The following is a 17,680-nucleotide window of genomic DNA, read 5'->3' as shown; positions in this document are numbered from 1 at the left end:
GACGCCAAGCAATTTGACACCGCCCAGCTTGAGTCCGTTTTCTTCGCCCCGGCGCGGGCTTTCGCCGCCCTCTCCGTCGACTTCACCGAGAAGCTGGTCAATACCCAGCTCGAGGCCACCAAGGTCTATGCCGACATCAACCTGGCGCAGCTGCGCAGCCTGACCGAGGTCAAGGACGCCGAAGGCCTGAAGGGCTATCTGGAAGGCCAGCAGCAGGTGGTCCAGGACCTGACCGAGCGCCTGAAGGGTGATGCCGAGAAGGTGATGGCCCTGCAGCAGGAGTTCGTTCAGGAAAGCCAGAAGCTGACCGAGGGCAGCGTCAAGCAGGCCCAGGAAAGCGCCAAGGAGACCACCGAGACCGCCACCAAGGCCGTCAAGGAAGCCACTCCCAAGGCCAAGTAACTCCTGGCCCGCCGAGCGGGCCGCGATGACGTAATATTACAGGCCGCCGATCCATGATCGGCGGCCTGTTTTCTATGGAGAGGTAGGGTAATGGTGGTAGACCCATTGCCTTGCCGGGAATCTGTATTGACGACGGCGCGATGATCGGGCGGGGAGTGTGGTCACGCGAAATGGAAGAAGCGGGTCACTCTGTACTGAAGCCGACTTCGACCGAGAGGCTTGCCGGATTCGATGGCGACGCCAGCCCCGGGGCGAACTCCACCCCCGACGACGAAGTGCCCTATTTTCGGCCAATGATGTGGTCATCAATCATGGCGGTATCCTCGCGGGCTCACTCCTTGCCTAGACTGGCTTCAACTATCCAGACCTGATCATAGGTGCCGTTGCGGGGACTATTCTGCTTGACGATGCCAGGAGCATTCTTGCTCTCAAGATCATACGTTTCATGTAACGAGGTTTGGGCGGTTAACTGCACGGGGCCCGATATCCCGTTCCGTGGTTTGTCGTCTATACGAAGGTGATCAAAGTCCATTTCTGGCCGACAGGCGGGTATGAGGCTAAACTGGAATGTCGTATACGGCACCTGACGGCCAAAAGTCCCCATGACAACAAAGACAGCCCGTGTGTCTATCCGTGCTATCTAGCCGGCACGATGATTGATCCATATATTTATACCCATTTTATATGGATGTTATCCGTTCAAGTGCGAATGGCACGCGGCATAGCCCGGTTGAATGTGCGGGGCGTTCGAGGAAGTCAATGTGCTGGCTGTCTAATGCCCGTTAGTAACTCGGTAGATGATCGTTAATCCACTTATCGCCAAGGCACGCATAACCGAGGCGCAATATCATGAAAGAAAAGACGCAAATGCCTGATGAGCAAGCTATAGAAGCAGTGATTAAGCGACAGTTTGGCAGCCTAAGCTGGACGCCGGATGCGTCGGCCGACTGGGATGCGTTCAAGTCCGACTTTCTTGCTGGCGCGCCGTTATATCCAGCGAAACGACCTGTGAAGCAGCAGTCCGTCAACGCATTCATGGAACGGCTTTCCGGGCTTGAAGGAACCAAACTTCGCTCATTTCACGAGACGGTTCTGGGCACGGAAGTTCGCGTGTTCGGCAATGTCGCCGTTGCATTAGCTGGCTGCGAAACGGTTGAAAATGAGACTCAGGTAAGCCGGGGAGTGGAGATGCTCTTATTGGTCAAGGATGCTGGCCAATGGAGAATCGCCGGCCAAGCGTGGGATTTGGAATCCGACGAGGTAAAGGTTCCTCCTCATCTGAGCGGTGTAGGCGCGACCTAGTAGCAGCATGTTCCTGCCAACAGCCTTGACTCGGACCGGCTGCTCCGTTGGCCATACGGCCTCTACCGTCTTGTCCAGGGTGCTGCGGTTGCGCTATGAACGCAGTGGCGAAAGCAGATATGCACAGGGGGCACGCGAGTCTAGCGCGATCATTTCCCTCTTGGCTGACCGCCTTGGCGAACCCGGGGAGGGACAAGGGCAATGAAGCTGGTACGGTATGAAGCGCCCCAGTCGGCGGAGATCCAGGCGCTGTTTGTAAGGACCTTTTCCGATTCCGAGGGGCCAGCAGAAGGCGAACTGGTCGGGGGGCTGGTGCGCCAACTGATGGCCGATACCGACCCGCGGGATTTCCTGGGATTCGTGGCCATGGAGAAGGGCCTTATCGTGGGCAGCCTCTTCTTCTCGAGGCTCAGGTTCGATACCCCGGTCGAGGCCTTCCTGCTGTCACCGGTGGCGGTGCAGCCCGATTACCAGGGCCAGGGCATCGGGCAGCGCCTGATACGCTTCGGCCTCGACCGGCTGAAGGAGAGGGGCGTGATGCGGGTCTTCACCTACGGAGATCCGGCGTTCTATTCGCGTGTCGGCTTCAGGCCGATCTCCGAGGAGACGGCGCCGGCGCCCTTCCGGCTGTCCCAGCCGGAAGGCTGGCTCGGCCAGTCGCTGGATGGGCATGAGATGACGGCCCTGGCCGGTGTCCCTGGCGGCGTCACGGCGTTCGACCATCCCGCCTATTGGTAAGGCATATCATGCCGAGGCTTGCCGTCGTTCGGTGAACCCCTGGGGCCCAGCCGAGTCTGCCTCGGTAGGGTACGAAGGAAAGAGCGTTATCCGATGTCCAGTCTGCCACCGCTGAAGGTCTACTACGACGGCATCTGCCCCGGCTGCCGGCGGGATCGTGCCCGGTACGAGCGCTGGGCGGGGGAGGCCGGGCGTCAGGTGGCGTGGTGCGACGTGACCGCGCACCAGACGACGCTGCGCGAGAAGGGCATCGACCCGCAGGCGGCGCTGCTCTCGCTGCATGTGGAAGAGTCGGACGGGCGCATCCAGGAAGGCATCGACGCCTATATCCTGCTGATGCGCCGGGTGCCACGCCTCAAGCCGCTGGCCTGGCTGGTCGGCCTGCCGGGGATCAAGCCGGCGCTGCGCTGGTGCTATGACCGCTGGGTGAGGCAGCGCCTGGCGAGGGAGGGGCGCCTGCCCTGAGCCGGCGGGGGCAACATCCTCCTCGCCGGGGATGGCTCAGCGCTCCTGCCGGGCCGACCAGTGACGCTGCATCTCGAGGAAGGTGAGCGAGGCCGACCAGGTGATCAGCATGAAGCCGATCAGCGCCTCGGTGCCCGTCATGAAGCGGATCGGGCCGGTGGGGAAGAGATCGCCATAGCCCAGGGTGGTGTAGGTGATCGCCGAGAAGTAGACATAGTCGAGGAAGTTGGTTGCCCCGATGCCCGACAGGCCGCCGGCCAGGGGGTGTTCACCGAGCAGGGCCATGGCCACGGCGAAGATCCATATCTCGGTGACGTGGGCGGCGAACAGGCCGAAGGTCAGCTTGAGGAAGCGCCGGCGCAGGGTGCTGCGTGACTGTTCCAGGCGCCGCCACAGCCTCAGCGACACCTCGTAGTGCAGCAGGATGCAGGCCACGACGGCGATCAGGGTGATGGCCACGGCCCAGAGGTGGCCGGCATCCAGGGCAGCATCGAGCACGGGCAGGCTTCCTGTTGTCGGGATGGCGCCAGCCTAGCGCGATCCCGGGGCCGGCGTCACTGGCCCGGCCCTCTCTCGAATGACGCCCCGGCGGGGCGCTGCTAGGATGGGCCATCCGTCACCCGCGTGATGCGTGGCCGGCAGGCCGGCACCCGCCGCAAGGAAGGCAGTCATGACGACGACGCATGCCACTCGGGCGGAAGCCCTGGACGACACCCTCTCGCCGCTCTCGCTCAAGCGGGTCGGCATCGACACCTACCGCGAGAACGTGGCCTACCTGCATCGCGAATGCGATCTCTACCGCGCCGAGGGCTTCCAGGCACTCTCCAAGGTGGAGGTCCGCGCCAATGGCCAGCGCATCCTGGCGAGCCTCAACGTGGTGGACGATGCCGCCATCGTCGACTGCCCGCAGCTCGGGCTTTCCGAGGACGCCTTCGAGGCCCTGGGGGTGGAGGAGGGGCATCCGGTGAGCGTCTCCCAGGCGGAGCCCCCGGCCTCGATTCCCGCCCTGCACCGCAAGCTCGCCGGCGAGCGGCTCTCCCGGGACGACTTCCGGCACATCATCCGCGACATCGCCGAGCTGCGCTATTCCAAGATCGAGCTGACCGCCTTCGTGGTCGCCTGCGACCGCGGCGAGCTCGACCGCGAGGAGGTCTTCTACCTGAGCGATGCCATGTGCCGGGTGGGGCGCCGCCTCGACTGGCACGAGCATCCGGTGGTCGACAAGCACTGCATCGGCGGCATCCCGGGCAACCGCACCTCGATGCTGGTGGTACCCATCGTCGCCGCCCACGGCCTGCTCTGCCCCAAGACCTCCTCGCGGGCCATCACCTCGCCCTCGGGCACCGCCGACACCATGGAGGTGCTGGCCAATGTCGACCTGCCCTTCGACGTGCTCGAAGACATCGTGCGCACCCATCGCGGCTGCCTGGCCTGGGGGGGCACCAGCGAGCTCTCGCCCGCCGACGACGTGCTGATCTCGGTAGAGCGCCCGCTCTCCATCGACTCCCCGGGCCAGATGGTCGCCTCCATCCTCTCCAAGAAGGTGGCCGCCGGTTCCAGCCACCTGCTGCTCGACATCCCCGTGGGCCCCCATGCCAAGGTGCGCTCCATGCCCGAGGCGCGGCAACTGCGCCGGCTCTTCGAGTTCGTGGCCGGGCGCATGGGCCTGACCCTGGACGTGGTGATCACCGACGGCAGCCAGCCGGTGGGGCGCGGCATCGGTCCGGTGCTGGAGGCCCGCGACGTGATGCGCGTGCTCACCAACCACCCCGAGGCGCCCATGGACCTGCGGCAGAAGGCGCTGCGCCTGGCCGGGCGGATGCTGGAGTTCGACCCGGACGTGCGCGGCGGCGCCGGCTTCGGCATCGCCCGGGACATCCTCGACGACGGCCGGGCAGCCGAGAAGATGCAGGCGATCATCGCGGCCCAGGGCGGCAGGCCCTTCGACCCGGACGCCCCCCCGCTGGCCCCCCACAGCTTCGAGGTGCTGGCCGCGGCGGACGGGGTGGTCACCGGCATCGACAACCTCAAGCTGGCGCGCATCGCTCGTCTGGCGGGTGCCCCCAAGGCGGCCGGTGCCGGGGTCGACCTGCTGATGCACATCGGCGACCCGGTGACCCGGGGCCAACCGCTCTATCGTGTCCATGCCGCCTATCGCAACGAGCTGAGCTTCGCCCACCAGTCCACCGAGCGGGATCCCGGCATCGCCATCGGCCGCGCCGAGGAGATCATCCGGCTCAACGTCGAGTTCTGAACAGGGAGGTCCGATGACTCGCGCACTGTTGCATTTCCAGGACGAGATGGCCCCCGCGCGGCGGCTCGCCCAGGCGGCGGGGCTGCCCGCCCACGCCGTCGAGTGCCACCGCTTTCCCGACGAGGAGCTCAAGCTGCGGCTTCCCTTCGCCGAGGCGGGCGCCTTTCCCGAGACCCTGGTGCTCTATCGCAGCCTCGACCGGCCCAACGACAAGCTCGTCGAACTGCTGCTGCTGGCGCGTCACGCCCGCCAGCACGGCGTGACACGCCTGGTGCTGGTGGCGCCCTATCTCGCCTACATGCGCCAGGACATCGCCTTCCACCCCGGCGAGATCGTCAGCCAGACCATCGTCGGCGGCTTCCTTGCCGAGCTGTTCGATGCCGTGATCACCGTGGACCCGCACCTGCACCGCATCGAGCGACTCGACCAGGCGATTCCCCTCGAGCACGCCGTCGCGCTCTCCGGCGCCCCGCGCCTGGCCGAGCTGGTCGCCGAGAAGCGCCACGACCCCCTGCTGCTGGGCCCGGACGAGGAGGCCCTGCAGTGGGTCCGGCAAGCCGCCGAGGTCTCCGGCTTCGATGTCGGCACCTGTCGCAAGACCCGCAACGGCGACCGTAACGTGCGGGTCGAGCTGCCGGACATCGAGGTTGCCGGCCGCCAGGTGGTGCTGATGGACGACGTGGCGAGTTCCGGTCACACCCTTGCCCGTGCCGCCGAGGCGCTGATCGATGCTGGCGCCGTCTCCGTGGACGTGGCGATCACCCATGCGCTGTTCGCCGGCGATGCCCTGGCGGTGATCCAGGCCGCCGGCGTGGGCGAGGTCTGGAGTACCGACTGCATCGCGCATCAGAGCAATGCCACCGCCATGGCCCCGGTGCTGGCCGAGGCGCTCGCCGCCCTCGGCTAGCGTTGCCCCTCAGCCGCAGGGCGGGCCCTGCCCGCCCTGCGGCATGCGTCTCACTCGCTGGGTACGGTCACGTGTCGGCAGGTTCTGGCTTGTCGGCGCCCTGGTGCACCAACGGCCCGGCCTGGTCCAGGCGCGGGTGGTTGTCGCGGAACTCGCGGTGCGGGTCCGACAGGGCGTCCAGGGCCTGCACGGTATGGGTGATGGCATGGATCGCTGCCAGCACGTCCCGGGTGTAGCCGGTCTCGGAGATGGTGTGCATGTTGCGAATCGGGAAGCCGATGGAGGTGGCCACGCAGTCCACGGCGGCGAGCACCCCGGCCATGCCGTCGGTGCCGGTGTCCGGTCCCACGATGTCCCGCTGCACGGGAATGCCCTGTTCCCGGGCGGTGGTCTCGATGATCCGGTTGAGCTGCTCGCTGGCGATGGCGCCCACCGACAGGGTGAACCCCTTGCCCATCTCCAGCGGTTGCATGCGCCGGTCGCCGATGCCGGGGGCGGCCGTATAGTCGTGGTTCACATCCACGGCGATGATGGCGTCGGGCCGCAGCTCACCGGCCAGCACCCGGCTGCCTAGACGGCCGATCTCCTCGTAGCTGGCGATGGCGAACAGCACGCGCACCTGCTCGGTGCCGCCTGCCTCGGCGATCAGCCTCGCCACCTCGGCGGTGACGAAGCAGCCCAGACCGTTGTCCAGGTAGGCGCCATAGAAGGTGTCCGGGCTGAAGCCGTGGCGGATAGCCCGGTCGAGGATGATCGAATCTCCGGGCCGAACGCCCAGGTTTTCCACCTGCTGCTTCTTGTTCTCGCCGTGGATCTGGAGGTCGAGATAGATCTGCTCCTTCTTGATGCCCTTCTCGCCCGAGCGCTGCGCCATGTCGGAGAAGTGGATGGCCCCCAGGGCCTCCACGGTGCCGCCCTCGATGCGCCGGTAGCTTCCGGGCGCCTCGGGGTCCTCGCTGAACAGCGTGACCTCGTGGCCGATCAGCACGCCGGGCAGGAAGGAGTCGGTATTGATCCAGATCTTGCCGTCCTCGCCGATGGAGCGGACCTGCATGCGTATCTTGTCGGCATGGCCGATGATCATCACCTTGAAGAGGTCGTCGCGGCCCGGGTGGGTATCCAGCACTACGCCCGCGTGTCCCATGAACTGCCGCAGCTGCCAGCCTGCGGGAGCGAAGCTCTCGAAGTGGGGCTTGAGGACGCCGTAGGTCATGGCGGCCTCGAGCCCTACCGGGCTGGGTGCGGACAGGATGCGCCGCATCAGGTCGAACTGCGGCGCGGGCATGGGGCTGTTCCAGGGCTTTCGCTTATCGCTCATGTCGTTCTTTCTCGCTCGTTCATGAAGTGGGGAATGGGGCGAGCGCCTCAGCGTCGGCGACGCATCCAGTAGCGCCGGCCCATGGGGCCCGGACGTTCGGTGATCACGGGAGGCACATGGGCGTGGTCCTCGTGGTGATCATGCAGGGGCGGTTGCGGCGGCTCGTCGACGGTCATCAATCGGCGGATGCGCTCCTCCGTCGGCGGGTGGGTGCGCAGCCAGTCGAGCCCCGCGGGCGGATGGCGGCCGAACAGCGTGGCCAGCCAGCGACCATGGTGGCGCTCCAGCACGGCCAGCGCCGAGGCCAGCCCCTCAGGGTCGCCTGTCAGGGATACGGCGTCCAGGTCGGCGGTGTACTCACGGTTGCGGGAGAGGGCCAGCTGGAGCAGGGTGCTCAGGCTGGGCGCGAAGGCCACCACCAGCAGCAGGCCCCAGGGAAGGCGGAGTTCGCCGGCCAGGATCAGGGGCACCATCAGCAGCAGGCTGAGCTGCAGCACCGTGGTCAGCCAGAGGGTCAGGCGGGTCATGGCCGCGGCCATGGACATCACCCGTGTGTCGCCATGGCGCAGGTGACTCACCTCGTGGGCCAGCACACCGGCCAGTTCGCGCAGCGTCAGGGTGCGCAGCAGGCCCTCGGTGACGGCGATGCCGCCGTCGTGCCGGGTGCCGACGGCGAAGGCGTTGAGGTCGGGCGAGGGCGCGTAGAACAGCTGCGGGGGTCGGGTGAGGCCGGCGCGCTTGTAGAGCGTATCGAGCAGTCGGTAGAGCGACGGTGCCTGGTGGCGATCGAGCAGGCCGGCCCCGGCATCGGCGAGGATGTAGCGGGCCGGCACCCAGCTACCGGCGAAGGCCCCGGCCACCACCATCCCCAGGCTCACCACGATCCCGAAACCGCCGGCCAGCAGGTAGCCGGGCACGGCCAGCACCAGGGCCAGGCCGCCCATGATCAGCAGGGTCTGCAGGCTGTTCTTTACCCGGCTGCGCCAGAGTCGTTGTCTCCCGATCGGCATGGCGTCCCTTTGCAGTCGTCAGGCGAGGATGGTCGTCACGGAGGGCGGCTTCCGTGACGCCTCGAAGGCGTGCCGAGGTGTGAAGGGTCGGGGGTCAACCGTGCAGCCGGTGCAGGCTGTCGACCAGTCGCCCGCAGATGGCATCCAGCTTTTCCCCCTGCGTCTCGTCACGCAGCCGGCCGGCCTCGTCGAAGGCCTCCGCGGCCCGCGCCACGGCCAGCTGGTCCGGCAGCACCGTCACGCCGATGTTGGCCAGCAGCTGACGGGCCAGCCCCAGGCTGCGGATGCCGCCCAGTCCGCCGGGCGAGGCGGAGACCACCGCCGCCAGCTTGCCCTGAAACAGCGTCAGGCCGCTCTCGCCCTCGTGGGGCCGGGTCAGCCAGTCCAGGGTGTTCTTGAGCAGCGGGGTGATGAAGCCATTGTACTCCGGCGAGGCGATCAGCAGGCCCTCGTGGTCGGCCAGGCCGCGACGCAGCACGCGGGCGCTCTCGGGCAGGCCCTGCTCGGTCTCCAGGTCGCCGTCATAGAGCGGCATGGGGTGGTCACGCAGGTCGATGAAGGTGGGTCGGCCGCCCAGATGCTTGATGCGCTCGGCGGCCAGGCGCGCCAGTGCCTTGTTGTACGAGCCGGCGCGGCTGCTGCCGGCAAAGACCAGAATACGGGGGTGAGGCTGGCGATCTGTCATGTGGGCTCCTTCGGGGTCCATCGTTCTCCCGGCAGTGACCTATCGATGCTGGCACAGCCTGCCGGGTCGCTGGGTCAGGCGTGGTGGGGCAGGTGGCCGGAGAGCGTCCGGCGAAGCGGCTTTACCGCCAGGCCGGTCAGCACCACGAGTCCCAGCCACTCGACCCAGGCCGGCAGCAGCTCGCCCACCGCCTCGATCTGGCGGGTGATGTCGAGCTGCCACCAGCTCGCCACCGCATCCACGCCCAGCCCCAGCAGCACCGCGCTTGCCAGGATGCCGGCGAGGTAGGCCACCAGGGCCCGGTTGCCCATCTCGCGGCGGAAGACCCCGAGGGTGGCCAGGCTAGTGACCGGCGCGGCGATCAGGAAGACCAGCACGGTGCCGGGCGAGACGCCGGCCAGCAGCAGCCCGGCGGCGATGGGCGTGGCGGCGGTGGCGCACATGTAGAGCGGAATGCCGATCACCGCCATGAGCAGCATGGCCCCCGGGCCGCTGCCGAGTTCGGCCAGCTGCTGCGGCGGTACCAGGGCGATCAGGCCCCCGGCGACCAGCAGGCCCACCAGCAGCCAGAGACTGATATCGTCGAGGATGTCGGTGAAGGCATAGCGCAGTCCGCCGGCCAGCCGACCGGCAAGCCCCTGCGAGGCGGTTTCGGCAGAGGCCTCCCGCGTATCGTCACAGCCGCTGCTGCAGCCGCCCCCGCAGCCTTGCGCGGTGCGGGTCTCGGCGCTGGGTGGCTCGCTCGCCGGAGCGGTACGGCCCACCAGCAGCCCGGTAACGATGGCGGTGAGCACGGCGCTGGTCGCCCGGGCCGCGGCCATGAAGGGACCGAGCAGGGCATAGGTGATGGCCATGGAATCCACGCCGATCCCCGGAGTGCCGATCAGGAAGGCGGTGGCCGGGCCGCGCGAGGCGCCGCCGCGATACATGGCCAGCGCCGTGGGAATCGCCCCGCACGAACAGAGCGGCAAGGGAGCACCGATCACGGCCGCACGGGCAATGCTGCCCAGACCATGGCCGCCGACCCAGCGCTGGAGCAGGGCCTCGGAGACCAGGGCCTTGATCAGCCCGGCCATCACCAGCCCCAGCAGCAGCCAGGGAGCGGCGGAGAGGGCGACGGCCAGGATGGCGTTCAGCAGGGGCATGGAGCACTCCTCGCAGACAATGTTCTATTCTGGGGCCGGCGGTCACCCGTCCGTCAAGCATGGCCGCTCCGGGCGAGCAGGATGCGCCCCTCGTCAGCCCCGGATCTCGGCAATGACCTCGCCGGTCTCCTCGCTCAGTCCCGTCTCCTGGAAGCCGAGGCTGGCGTAGAAGTCCCGGGCGACCTGATTGGTGGATACATAGCAGATCGCGATGCGCTCGAAGGGGCCCTGTGCCCTGATCTCGTCCAGCACGCACTGCATGGCCCGGTACCCGATGCCTCTGCCCTGATGGTGTCTGTCGACCATGAGCCGGAAGATGTTGTAGGCAGGCGGCCGGTCGTCCTGGTCGAAGGATTCGTACATGAGAAAGCCGACCACTTCCCCGCCGCAATAGATGGCACGAGGCCGATAGGTCGGATGCAAGCTCGATTCGGCAATGGAGTACAGGTTGTCAGCGACATAGTCACGCTGTGATGCCGCGACCTCCAGCGCAATGACGGCCTCGAAGTTCTCGCGGGTGACGTCCTTCAGTGCTATGTCCATCGCATGCTCCTCCCGTTGGGGGCATTACCCCGCCGCATGGGGTGAGGCGTCGCGGCCGCTCAGCCAGGGTCCGGTGCAGCGGGCTCCCCGGGGATCGGTATCGTCCGGTGCACCTCACCCAGCCGCGGGCTGCCGACCCGCACGGTCACCTCGCCTTCGCCCAGGATCACCCAGCATACACGGGCCTGGTGGCTGTTGCCTCGGGAGCGCTGGAACCAGGGCATCTGAGCGGCGTCGCCGAGGCCGCGGCCCCAGCCGTCCAGGTGCCCCAGCACCCGGCGGGCCCGGTCGGGTTCGAGCAGCTTGCAGCCCCGGGGGGAGGCCTCGGCCTCCACGCCGCCGTTCCAGGGGCGCTGGCGCGCGGCCTCCACGCCATGGCTCGGCAGGTAGCCGTGGTTGGCCACCGTCACGTCCAGCGCATGGACGCCCTCGGCCAGCGGCGTGCAGTGCACCGCCTCGATCACCAGCCGCGGCATCATCGAGGCGACCTGCAGCCAGTAGGCCGCCAGGCCGTCGCAGATCGCCGGCAGGATCTCCGGCGGCGGGTTCCAGATGCCGAGGCACGCATCCAGGCCGCCGACCTCCACCTCGCCCAGCTGGGGGTGCGTCAGCGGTCGCCAGTCGCCGAACAGCCGCTGGCCATTGCTGACCCGGTCCCATTGGGCCAGCCGCTCCATCTGCTCGCGGTCCAGGGCGGTGTAGTGGTCGATGAAGCGCTCGGGACGGGGCAGGCCGAGGCGCTGGAAGAGGTCCCAGAGCTCGCAGACCTGGGCCAGGCAGCCGCGCTGGTGGTAGGCGAACTCGATGAGGTCGCCATGCAGCGGAGTCTCGGGCTCGTAGCTGAACTCCTCGTAGCTGCTCACGGTGGGGTAGCCGGTGTGCGACTGGGCCCAGGCGGCAAGCTGGCGATAGAGCGCGAGGTCATGCGGGGCCATGCCGCTGTCCGGGGCATCGACCAGCGGGCGGATGAAGACGCCGCCGAAGGTGTGCAGGTTGAGCCAGGCGTAGAGGTTGGGGTGGGCGAGGGCGAAGTCGATCACGGCCCGGGTCTCGGGGGCGTCGCCGGGGTAGTGGCCGGCGCCGACCTGTTCCGGCTCGGGCCGCCAGCCCCAGGGGAAGTTGCGGTTGAAGTCCGGGGTGTCGGCCAGCCAGTCGGGTTCGGGGATCGTCTCGCCGTCCCAGTGCTCGATCATCCCCTCGGGGTAGAGCCGCCAGTAGGGCGGCGGGTCCGCCACGCGGCGCGGCAGCATCAGCCCCGGATGGTCGGGGGAGGCGACGAAATCGCCCGCCTCGTCGAGACAGCGCAGGAAGCGGCAGCGGCCGTCACCGTCCAGGTCCTCGGCGCGCCAGCGGGGCCGCTCGGGGCTGCCGGCGGTGCGCCGTGGGGCGGAGCGCACGAAACCGCCCTGGCGCAGCACCTGTTCGGCGCCGTCCGGCGAGAGGCGCGGGCAGATGTAGAACAGCACCTCGCGCAGCTGTCGGCACTGGTGCTCGGGCCACTCCCCGGGAAGTCGCTCGGGGGCCAGGTGCAGCGCCAGGACCGCTTCCGCCACGGCCAGGGCGACGCTGGAGCCGGCCAGCTCGGTACCGTGCATGTTGCCGTCCACCCAGACGGCGGGACGCCGGCGATCCGGCTCGGGGCCGAGGGCCAGCACCCAGAGGTCGCGTCCCTGAGGGCTGGTGCCGAGACTCTCCAGGCGGGCCAGCTGCGGGTGGTCCCGGGCCCAGGTCTCGAGCTGGCGGGTCAGTGCCTGGTGGTTCAGGTAGCGGTGGCGGAAGGGGCCGTTGAGCGTGTCGTGGGTCATGCCGATGCCTCGCCGTGCCGTGTTGCGCTGTCAGTATGGTGCATCCTTCGGGAAGGGGCGTCGCTGGCGCGTCTTACCCCTCTGGGGCCGGCTGTGCCAAGCTGGAGCCAGGATCAATCATGCATCGACGGGAGGCCCCATGAATGATCGGCGGCGCGAGGCGCTGGAGCACGAGCATCGCCCGGAGGTGATCGAGCGACGGCTGCGTGCCCCCTCCCGGCTCCAGCACCTTCCCGATGCCATCCTGGGCGGCATCGACGGCTGCGTGACCACCTTCGCGGTGGTCTCCGGGGCCTTCGGCGCGGGGTTCTCGTCCACGGTGGCGCTGGTGCTGGGGGTCGCCAACCTGCTCGCCGACGGCTTCAGCATGGCGGTCAGCAACTACGAGGCGATCCAGGCCCAGCGCGATCATGTCGAGGGGGTGCGTCGCACCGAGAACCACCATATCGACGAGGTACCGGAAGGCGAGCGCGAGGAGATTCGCCAGATATTCCAGCGCAAGGGGTTCACGGGCGAGACACTGGAGCGTGTGGTCGAGACCATCTGCAGTGACCGCGAGGTGTGGGTGGAGACCATGGTCTCCGAGGAGCACGGCCTGCAGACCGTGGGGCTGAGCCCGTGGCGCTCGGCGCTGGCCACCTTCATCGCCTTCCTGGTGGTGGGCGCCATGCCGCTGCTGCCCTATGCGATACCGGGGCTGGATACTACCCGGCAGTTCCTGGCGAGCCTGGCGGTGGCCGGATTGATGTTCTTCCTGATCGGCATGGGCAAGAGCCTTGTCTATCATCAGCCGGTACTGAAGGCGGGGCTGAGGACCCTGCTGATCGGCGGGGTCGCGGCCGGGCTGGCCTTCCTCACCGGTCACCTGGCGCAGGCGCTGTTCGGCGTGGGCCTGTAGGTCGCCTTAACGACAGGGTCGCGTCGGCGACGATCCAGCATCCGGGTCAAACGGGGGCTGCGCGGGGGTAAGCGGGATGTGGTTGGCCTCGTGGCTGGCATGCTCGGGCCAGGGCGGCGTAGGCTGGGTGGCACCGTAATGCCAGGGAGACAGCGAATGGACCGCTTCATGCAGGCCGCGCTCGAGGAAGCCCGCCATGGTCTCGAGGAGGGCGGCATCCCCATCGGCTCGGTGCTGGTGCACCGCGGGGTGGTCATCGGCCGCGGCCACAATCGTCGCGTGCAGCTGGGCAGTGCGGTGCTGCACGGCGAGATGGATGCCCTGGAGAACGCCGGGCGCCACCCGGCCGAGACCTACCGCGAAAGCGTCCTCTACACCACCCTCTCGCCCTGTCCGATGTGCAGCGGTGCCATCCTGCTCTATGGCATCCCGAACGTGGTGATCGGCGAGAATCGTACCTTCCTCGGCGAGGAGGCCCTGCTGAGGGAGCGTGGCGTCGAGGTGGAGGTGCTGCAGGATCCCGAGTGCATTGCGCTGATGGAGGGCTTCATTGCCGCCTCGCCCGAGCTGTGGCACGAGGACATCGGCGAGTAGCGCCCACGGCGTCAGACATGACGAGAACCATGCTGATCTGGGTCAAGTCGGCCGGCGAGGGCTGGACTACCTTGATGAGGAGGCGAGCCTCACGAGTCGCTGCAGCCGGCATGGGCTGGGCCGCGATGACTCGTGCTCCCCTGGGCCTCGCCATTCCTGAACTGCATTCGAGGAGTCATCGTCATGGCCAAGAAAGCTTCCAAGGACACCAAGGACGTCCCCGTCTCGAGCGGCAAGTCTGCACCGCAGACAGAGTCCCGGGCGATGAGCCCGTTCCGGGAGTTCGATCGCCTGCTCGATACCTTCTTCGATCGTGGCGGAATGCCGTCGCGCTGGGAGCATCCCCTCTGGCAGCGCTTCGCCGCCTTCGAGAAGGGCATGCCGAAGGTCGATGTCATCGACCGCGATGCCGAGGTGGTGGTCCGTGCCGAGGTTCCGGGCTTCGAGCGCGAGGAGCTCGACGTCTCGGTGACCGACGGCGCGGTGACCATCAAGGGCGACCACCGCGAGGAGAGCAAGGAGGAGGAGGGCGACTACTTCCACTCCGAGATCTCCCGGGGGTCCTTTACCCGGACGGTGGCCCTGCCCAGCGAGATCGATGCCGACAAGGCGGCCGCCAGCTTCAAGAACGGCGTCCTCGAACTGACGCTGCCCAAGCACAAGAAGGCCAATCGCCGCAAGGTCGAGGTCAAGTAACCATCCGGAATGACCGGCATGCCGGGTATCGCGGCGTGCCGGCTTCCCTGGCGTGAGGGAACGAAAATGGACACCACCTGGGTGGTAGTCGCCGACCAGGCACGGGCACGGCTCTTCTCGGCATCCGACCAGAGAGGGTCGCTGCAGGAGGTGGAAGACCTGGCCAATCCCGAGGGTCGCCTGCATGACCGCGACCTGAATGCCGACAGCCCGGGACGTGCCTTCGACTCCATGGGCGAGGGACGCCATGCCATGGGCAAGCACCATTCGCCCAAGGAACAGGAGGCGATCCGCTTCGCCCATGAGGTGGGGGAGCGCCTGGCCGCCGGCCTGCACGACGGCGCCTTCCGGCACCTGATCCTCAGCGCGACGCCGCGCTTCCTGGGGCTGCTGCGCGAGACGCTGCCCGAGGCTGTCGCGAAGTGCATCGTGCTCGAACTGCACAAGGACCTCACGGCACTGAGCCCCGAGGAGATCCGAGCACACCTGCCGGAGAGGCTGCCCCGGGCGCCCCTCGCCTCGGAGGGATAGGGGCGGGTAGTCGGAACGAGGGACGGCGATGGTCGGCGTGACCCTCTGGCTGACCGGGGATGTGATGACCGGACGCGGCATCGACCAGATCCTGCCGCATCCCGGAGATCCCCGAATATTCGAGTCCTGCATGGCCTCGGCCATCGGCTATGTCCGGCTGGCCGAGCGAGTGAACGGCCCGATTCCGCATCCCGTCGACTTCGCCTACGCCTGGGGCGACGCCCTGACGTGGCTCGAGCGCCAGGCTCCCGATCTGCGCCTGATCAATCTGGAAACGGCGGTCACCACCAGCGACGATGCCGAGCCCAAGGGGATCCAGTACCGCATGCATCCCGCCAACCTGCCCGTGCTGGCCGCGGCGGGAGTGGATGCCTGCGTACTGGCCAACAACCATGTGCTGGACTGGGGGCGGCGCGGGCTACGCGAGACCCTTGAGGTACTCGGCAAGGCGGGCTATGTCACGGCAGGTGCCGGCCTTGACCGGCATCAGGCAAGGGGCCCGGCACGCTTCGTGCTCCCCGGCGGGCGCCTGCGGCTGCTGGCCTTCGGGCTTCCCAGCAGCGGCGTGCCGCGAGACTGGGCGGCCGGTGACGCCCGCCCCGGGGTCAATGTACTGACCGACCTCTCGACCGCCACCGTGTCGACCATTGCCGCAGACGTCGCCCGGGGACGCGAACCCCGGGAACTGGCCCTGGTCTCGCTGCACTGGGGCGGCAACTGGGGCTATGCGATACCCGCTGAGCATCGAGAGTTCGCCCACCGGCTGATCGACGAGGCCGGTGTGGACCTGGTCTGGGGCCACTCCTCTCACCATCCGTTGGGCATCGAGGTGTATCGTGGCAGGCTGATCCTCTATGGCTGCGGCGACCTGATCAACGACTACGAGGGCATCGCCGGCCATGAGGCGTTCCGTGACGACCTGGCGCTGCTCTACTTCCCGACCCTCTGCCCGACGGACGGCCGCCTGGAACGGCTGGTCATGGTCCCCCTCCGGCGCCGCCATTTCCGTCTCGATCGAGCCCCTCGCGATGAGGCCGACTGGCTGTGCCGGAGGCTGAACCGCGAGGGGCGGGGCCTCGGCACCCGGGTACGGCACGATGGCCATGACCGACTGGTGCTCGAGTGGCAAGGCGAGCGATGAGCCGTTCAGCTCATGTCGTGCCCTCTTTCCCTTCCTGAGCGGTGTCGGGCGGCGCCCCCGACGCTTCCGGGTCGGTGACGAAGGCACTGCGATGGAAGGCCGCCGCGGCCTCCACTTCGGCAAGGCCGCGCAGGCCGGGTTCCGGTGGCTCATCGCCGGCCAGCACCTGAAGCACCGACCTGACGCCGCGCGCCAGCGATATCAGGTTATAGCCGCCTTCCAGCACGAAGACCAGCCTTCCCCCGCACTGCCGGCGGGCCAGGTTCTGCAGGATGCCGGTCATGGCGGCAAAACCGTCATAGGAGACATTCAGCGCCAGGTCATGGCTGTGGGGATCGAATCCTGTCGAGACCAGGATCAGGTCGGGGCGGAACCACTCGGCCGCCGGTATCAGGATCTCGCGGAAGGCCGTGAGATAGGCGGCGTCGCCGGCATCGGCAGGCAGGGGGACATTGACGATGGTGCCTTCCCCGAGGCCCACCCCGACCTCCTCGAGACTCCCCGTGCCGGGATAGAAGGGAGAGGCACGGTGGATATCGAAGAACAGCACATCCGGGTCGGCCCAGAAGATGTCCTGGGTACCGTTGCCGTGATGGGCATCCCAATCGACGATCATCACCCGCTGACAGCCCAGCGCCGCCTGGGCATGGGCGGCCGCCACGGCCACGTTGTTGAACAAGCAGAAGCCGCGGGCGCGTACCGGTTCGGCATGATGACCGGGGGGCCTTACCAGCGCGAAGCTGCTCTCGGCCCGCCCCTCTACCACCGCCTCGACGGCGGCGATCGCCGTGCCGGCGGCCACCTCGGCGGCATCGACGCTGCCGGGGGAAACGGCCGTGGTATCCACGTCCAGCCAGGCGCTCTTGCCGCGCAGCTGGTAGATGCTGTCCAGGTAGGAGTTGGTATGGACGTGCCCCAGCTGCTCGCGAGTTGCCGGCTTGCCGGCCTCGAAGGTCACCCCGGGGACCGGTTCGAGTTCCAGCAGGTGCCGGATGGCGGAGAGCCGGGCGGGGTGTTCGGGATACTTCCAGGGCACCCCCAGCCCCGACAGCAGTGAGCGGACTCGCTTGTCCATGCGCCCCGGCAGGAAGGGCACCTCGATATCCGGTTCATGGGCCAGCATCCGCTCGTCATAGAAGGCGATCACGCTATTCTGTTCGGCCACTGTAAAGGCTCCATGTTGTGCGCAACATAAGGGCGAGACGAATCATGCCTCTGGCTACAGCATATCAGGGGGCTGGCATCA

General features: G+C 67.8%; 19 protein-coding genes and 1 pseudogene. 12 read left to right on the top strand and 8 right to left on the bottom strand.

The window, feature by feature from the left end; genetic code table 11:
• The 5 genes and pseudogenes from QLQ86_RS15475 to QLQ86_RS15455 form a co-directional block, all read left to right on the top strand.
• Positions 1–402 (top strand): phasin family protein (locus tag QLQ86_RS15475; RefSeq protein ID WP_282815545.1); only part of this gene is annotated, 402 nt, incomplete at its 5' end.
• 274 nt (positions 403–676) lie between these two features.
• Positions 677–853, top strand: a pseudogene (locus QLQ86_RS15470) (cation transporter); the annotation flags it as partial.
• Positions 854–1,251: 398 nt separating this feature from the next.
• Complete coding sequence (locus QLQ86_RS15465; RefSeq protein ID WP_282817547.1) at positions 1,252–1,704, top strand: hypothetical protein; 453 nt, start codon at positions 1,252–1,254, stop codon at positions 1,702–1,704.
• A gap of 201 nt (positions 1,705–1,905) precedes the next feature.
• The gene (locus tag QLQ86_RS15460) at positions 1,906–2,442 is read left to right on the top strand and encodes a GNAT family N-acetyltransferase (protein WP_282817546.1); all 537 of its coding nucleotides are present in this window, start codon (positions 1,906–1,908) and stop codon (positions 2,440–2,442) included.
• 93 nt (positions 2,443–2,535) lie between these two features.
• Positions 2,536–2,907 carry a thiol-disulfide oxidoreductase DCC family protein gene (locus QLQ86_RS15455; RefSeq protein ID WP_282817545.1) on the top strand — a complete coding sequence of 124 codons (372 nt, stop codon included), beginning with the start codon at positions 2,536–2,538 and terminating at the stop codon, positions 2,905–2,907.
• A 36-nt stretch (positions 2,908–2,943) separates the two neighbouring features.
• Here QLQ86_RS15455 and QLQ86_RS15450 read toward each other — a convergent pair whose 3' ends face one another.
• The gene (locus tag QLQ86_RS15450; protein ID WP_282733655.1) at positions 2,944–3,405 is read right to left on the bottom strand and encodes a potassium channel family protein; all 462 of its coding nucleotides are present in this window, start codon (positions 3,403–3,405) and stop codon (positions 2,944–2,946) included.
• Between the two features lie 172 nt (positions 3,406–3,577).
• Here QLQ86_RS15450 and QLQ86_RS15445 point away from each other — a divergent pair, with 172 nt between their 5' ends.
• Both QLQ86_RS15445 and QLQ86_RS15440 read left to right on the top strand, forming a co-directional pair.
• On the top strand, positions 3,578–5,161 hold the full coding sequence (locus tag QLQ86_RS15445) for a thymidine phosphorylase family protein (RefSeq protein WP_282733656.1): 1,584 nt from the start codon (positions 3,578–3,580) through the stop codon (positions 5,159–5,161).
• A gap of 13 nt (positions 5,162–5,174) precedes the next feature.
• Positions 5,175–6,068, top strand: a complete 894-nt coding sequence (locus QLQ86_RS15440) for a ribose-phosphate diphosphokinase (protein WP_282817544.1) — start codon at positions 5,175–5,177, stop codon at positions 6,066–6,068.
• A 67-nt stretch (positions 6,069–6,135) separates the two neighbouring features.
• Here QLQ86_RS15440 and QLQ86_RS15435 read toward each other — a convergent pair whose 3' ends face one another.
• The 6 genes from QLQ86_RS15435 to QLQ86_RS15410 form a co-directional block, all read right to left on the bottom strand.
• Positions 6,136–7,386, bottom strand: coding sequence for a M20/M25/M40 family metallo-hydrolase (locus QLQ86_RS15435; protein ID WP_282817543.1), 1,251 nt, complete (start codon positions 7,384–7,386; stop codon positions 6,136–6,138).
• A gap of 47 nt (positions 7,387–7,433) precedes the next feature.
• Positions 7,434–8,396, bottom strand: a complete 963-nt coding sequence (locus tag QLQ86_RS15430) for a zinc metalloprotease HtpX (protein ID WP_282817542.1) — start codon at positions 8,394–8,396, stop codon at positions 7,434–7,436.
• 94 nt (positions 8,397–8,490) lie between these two features.
• Entirely contained in the window at positions 8,491–9,081 is a 591-nt protein-coding gene (locus tag QLQ86_RS15425; RefSeq protein ID WP_282817541.1) for an NADPH-dependent FMN reductase, read from the bottom strand.
• Between the two features lie 74 nt (positions 9,082–9,155).
• Positions 9,156–10,226 (bottom strand): SO_0444 family Cu/Zn efflux transporter, encoded by a 1,071-nt coding sequence (locus QLQ86_RS15420; RefSeq protein WP_282817540.1) that lies wholly within the window; start codon positions 10,224–10,226, stop codon positions 9,156–9,158.
• 93 nt (positions 10,227–10,319) lie between these two features.
• Positions 10,320–10,769: a GNAT family N-acetyltransferase gene (locus QLQ86_RS15415; RefSeq protein WP_282817539.1), complete on the bottom strand. Its 450-nt coding sequence runs from the start codon at positions 10,767–10,769 to the stop codon at positions 10,320–10,322.
• Between the two features lie 59 nt (positions 10,770–10,828).
• Positions 10,829–12,574: a M14 family metallopeptidase gene (locus QLQ86_RS15410; protein ID WP_282817538.1), complete on the bottom strand. Its 1,746-nt coding sequence runs from the start codon at positions 12,572–12,574 to the stop codon at positions 10,829–10,831.
• Positions 12,575–12,713: 139 nt separating this feature from the next.
• Here QLQ86_RS15410 and QLQ86_RS15405 point away from each other — a divergent pair, with 139 nt between their 5' ends.
• The 5 genes from QLQ86_RS15405 to QLQ86_RS15385 all read left to right on the top strand — a co-directional run bounded on the left by QLQ86_RS15405 (position 12,714) and on the right by QLQ86_RS15385 (position 16,434).
• Positions 12,714–13,472: a VIT1/CCC1 transporter family protein gene (locus QLQ86_RS15405; protein ID WP_282817537.1), complete on the top strand. Its 759-nt coding sequence runs from the start codon at positions 12,714–12,716 to the stop codon at positions 13,470–13,472.
• Between the two features lie 156 nt (positions 13,473–13,628).
• Entirely contained in the window at positions 13,629–14,066 is a 438-nt protein-coding gene (locus tag QLQ86_RS15400) for a nucleoside deaminase (protein ID WP_282817536.1), read from the top strand.
• Between the two features lie 183 nt (positions 14,067–14,249).
• Entirely contained in the window at positions 14,250–14,762 is a 513-nt protein-coding gene (locus tag QLQ86_RS15395) for an Hsp20/alpha crystallin family protein (protein ID WP_282817535.1), read from the top strand.
• A gap of 66 nt (positions 14,763–14,828) precedes the next feature.
• The gene (locus QLQ86_RS15390) at positions 14,829–15,293 is read left to right on the top strand and encodes a host attachment protein (RefSeq protein WP_282817534.1); all 465 of its coding nucleotides are present in this window, start codon (positions 14,829–14,831) and stop codon (positions 15,291–15,293) included.
• A 28-nt stretch (positions 15,294–15,321) separates the two neighbouring features.
• The gene (locus tag QLQ86_RS15385; RefSeq protein ID WP_282817533.1) at positions 15,322–16,434 is read left to right on the top strand and encodes a CapA family protein; all 1,113 of its coding nucleotides are present in this window, start codon (positions 15,322–15,324) and stop codon (positions 16,432–16,434) included.
• A gap of 10 nt (positions 16,435–16,444) precedes the next feature.
• On the opposite strand, the gene QLQ86_RS15380 is transcribed toward QLQ86_RS15385, so the two are convergent.
• Complete coding sequence (locus QLQ86_RS15380) at positions 16,445–17,599, bottom strand: histone deacetylase family protein (RefSeq protein WP_282733669.1); 1,155 nt, start codon at positions 17,597–17,599, stop codon at positions 16,445–16,447.
• Positions 17,600–17,680 lie beyond the last annotated feature (81 nt).

The sequence above is a fragment of the Halomonas rhizosphaerae genome (assembly GCF_030012485.1).
GTDB lineage: Bacteria > Pseudomonadota > Gammaproteobacteria > Pseudomonadales > Halomonadaceae > Halomonas > Halomonas rhizosphaerae.
This window is presented reverse-complemented; position numbering and strand designations above follow the sequence as displayed.

Bases quoted from the DNA above. Each gene is read 5' to 3' on its own strand.
- QLQ86_RS15465 (WP_282817547.1), top strand. From the start codon at position 1,252: ATGAAAGAAAAGACGCAAATGCCTGATGAGCAAGCTATAGAAGCAGTG.
- QLQ86_RS15460 (WP_282817546.1), top strand. From the start codon at position 1,906: ATGAAGCTGGTACGGTATGAAGCGCCCCAGTCGGCGGAGATCCAGGCG.
- QLQ86_RS15455 (WP_282817545.1), top strand. From the start codon at position 2,536: ATGTCCAGTCTGCCACCGCTGAAGGTCTACTACGACGGCATCTGCCCC.
- QLQ86_RS15445 (WP_282733656.1), top strand. From the start codon at position 3,578: ATGACGACGACGCATGCCACTCGGGCGGAAGCCCTGGACGACACCCTC.
- QLQ86_RS15440 (WP_282817544.1), top strand. From the start codon at position 5,175: ATGACTCGCGCACTGTTGCATTTCCAGGACGAGATGGCCCCCGCGCGG.
- QLQ86_RS15435 (WP_282817543.1), bottom strand. From the start codon at position 7,386: ATGAGCGATAAGCGAAAGCCCTGGAACAGCCCCATGCCCGCGCCGCAG.
- QLQ86_RS15430 (WP_282817542.1), bottom strand. From the start codon at position 8,396: ATGCCGATCGGGAGACAACGACTCTGGCGCAGCCGGGTAAAGAACAGC.
- QLQ86_RS15425 (WP_282817541.1), bottom strand. From the start codon at position 9,081: ATGACAGATCGCCAGCCTCACCCCCGTATTCTGGTCTTTGCCGGCAGC.
- QLQ86_RS15420 (WP_282817540.1), bottom strand. From the start codon at position 10,226: ATGCCCCTGCTGAACGCCATCCTGGCCGTCGCCCTCTCCGCCGCTCCC.
- QLQ86_RS15415 (WP_282817539.1), bottom strand. From the start codon at position 10,769: ATGGACATAGCACTGAAGGACGTCACCCGCGAGAACTTCGAGGCCGTC.
- QLQ86_RS15410 (WP_282817538.1), bottom strand. From the start codon at position 12,574: ATGACCCACGACACGCTCAACGGCCCCTTCCGCCACCGCTACCTGAAC.
- QLQ86_RS15405 (WP_282817537.1), top strand. From the start codon at position 12,714: ATGAATGATCGGCGGCGCGAGGCGCTGGAGCACGAGCATCGCCCGGAG.
- QLQ86_RS15400 (WP_282817536.1), top strand. From the start codon at position 13,629: ATGGACCGCTTCATGCAGGCCGCGCTCGAGGAAGCCCGCCATGGTCTC.
- QLQ86_RS15395 (WP_282817535.1), top strand. From the start codon at position 14,250: ATGGCCAAGAAAGCTTCCAAGGACACCAAGGACGTCCCCGTCTCGAGC.
- QLQ86_RS15390 (WP_282817534.1), top strand. From the start codon at position 14,829: ATGGACACCACCTGGGTGGTAGTCGCCGACCAGGCACGGGCACGGCTC.
- QLQ86_RS15385 (WP_282817533.1), top strand. From the start codon at position 15,322: ATGGTCGGCGTGACCCTCTGGCTGACCGGGGATGTGATGACCGGACGC.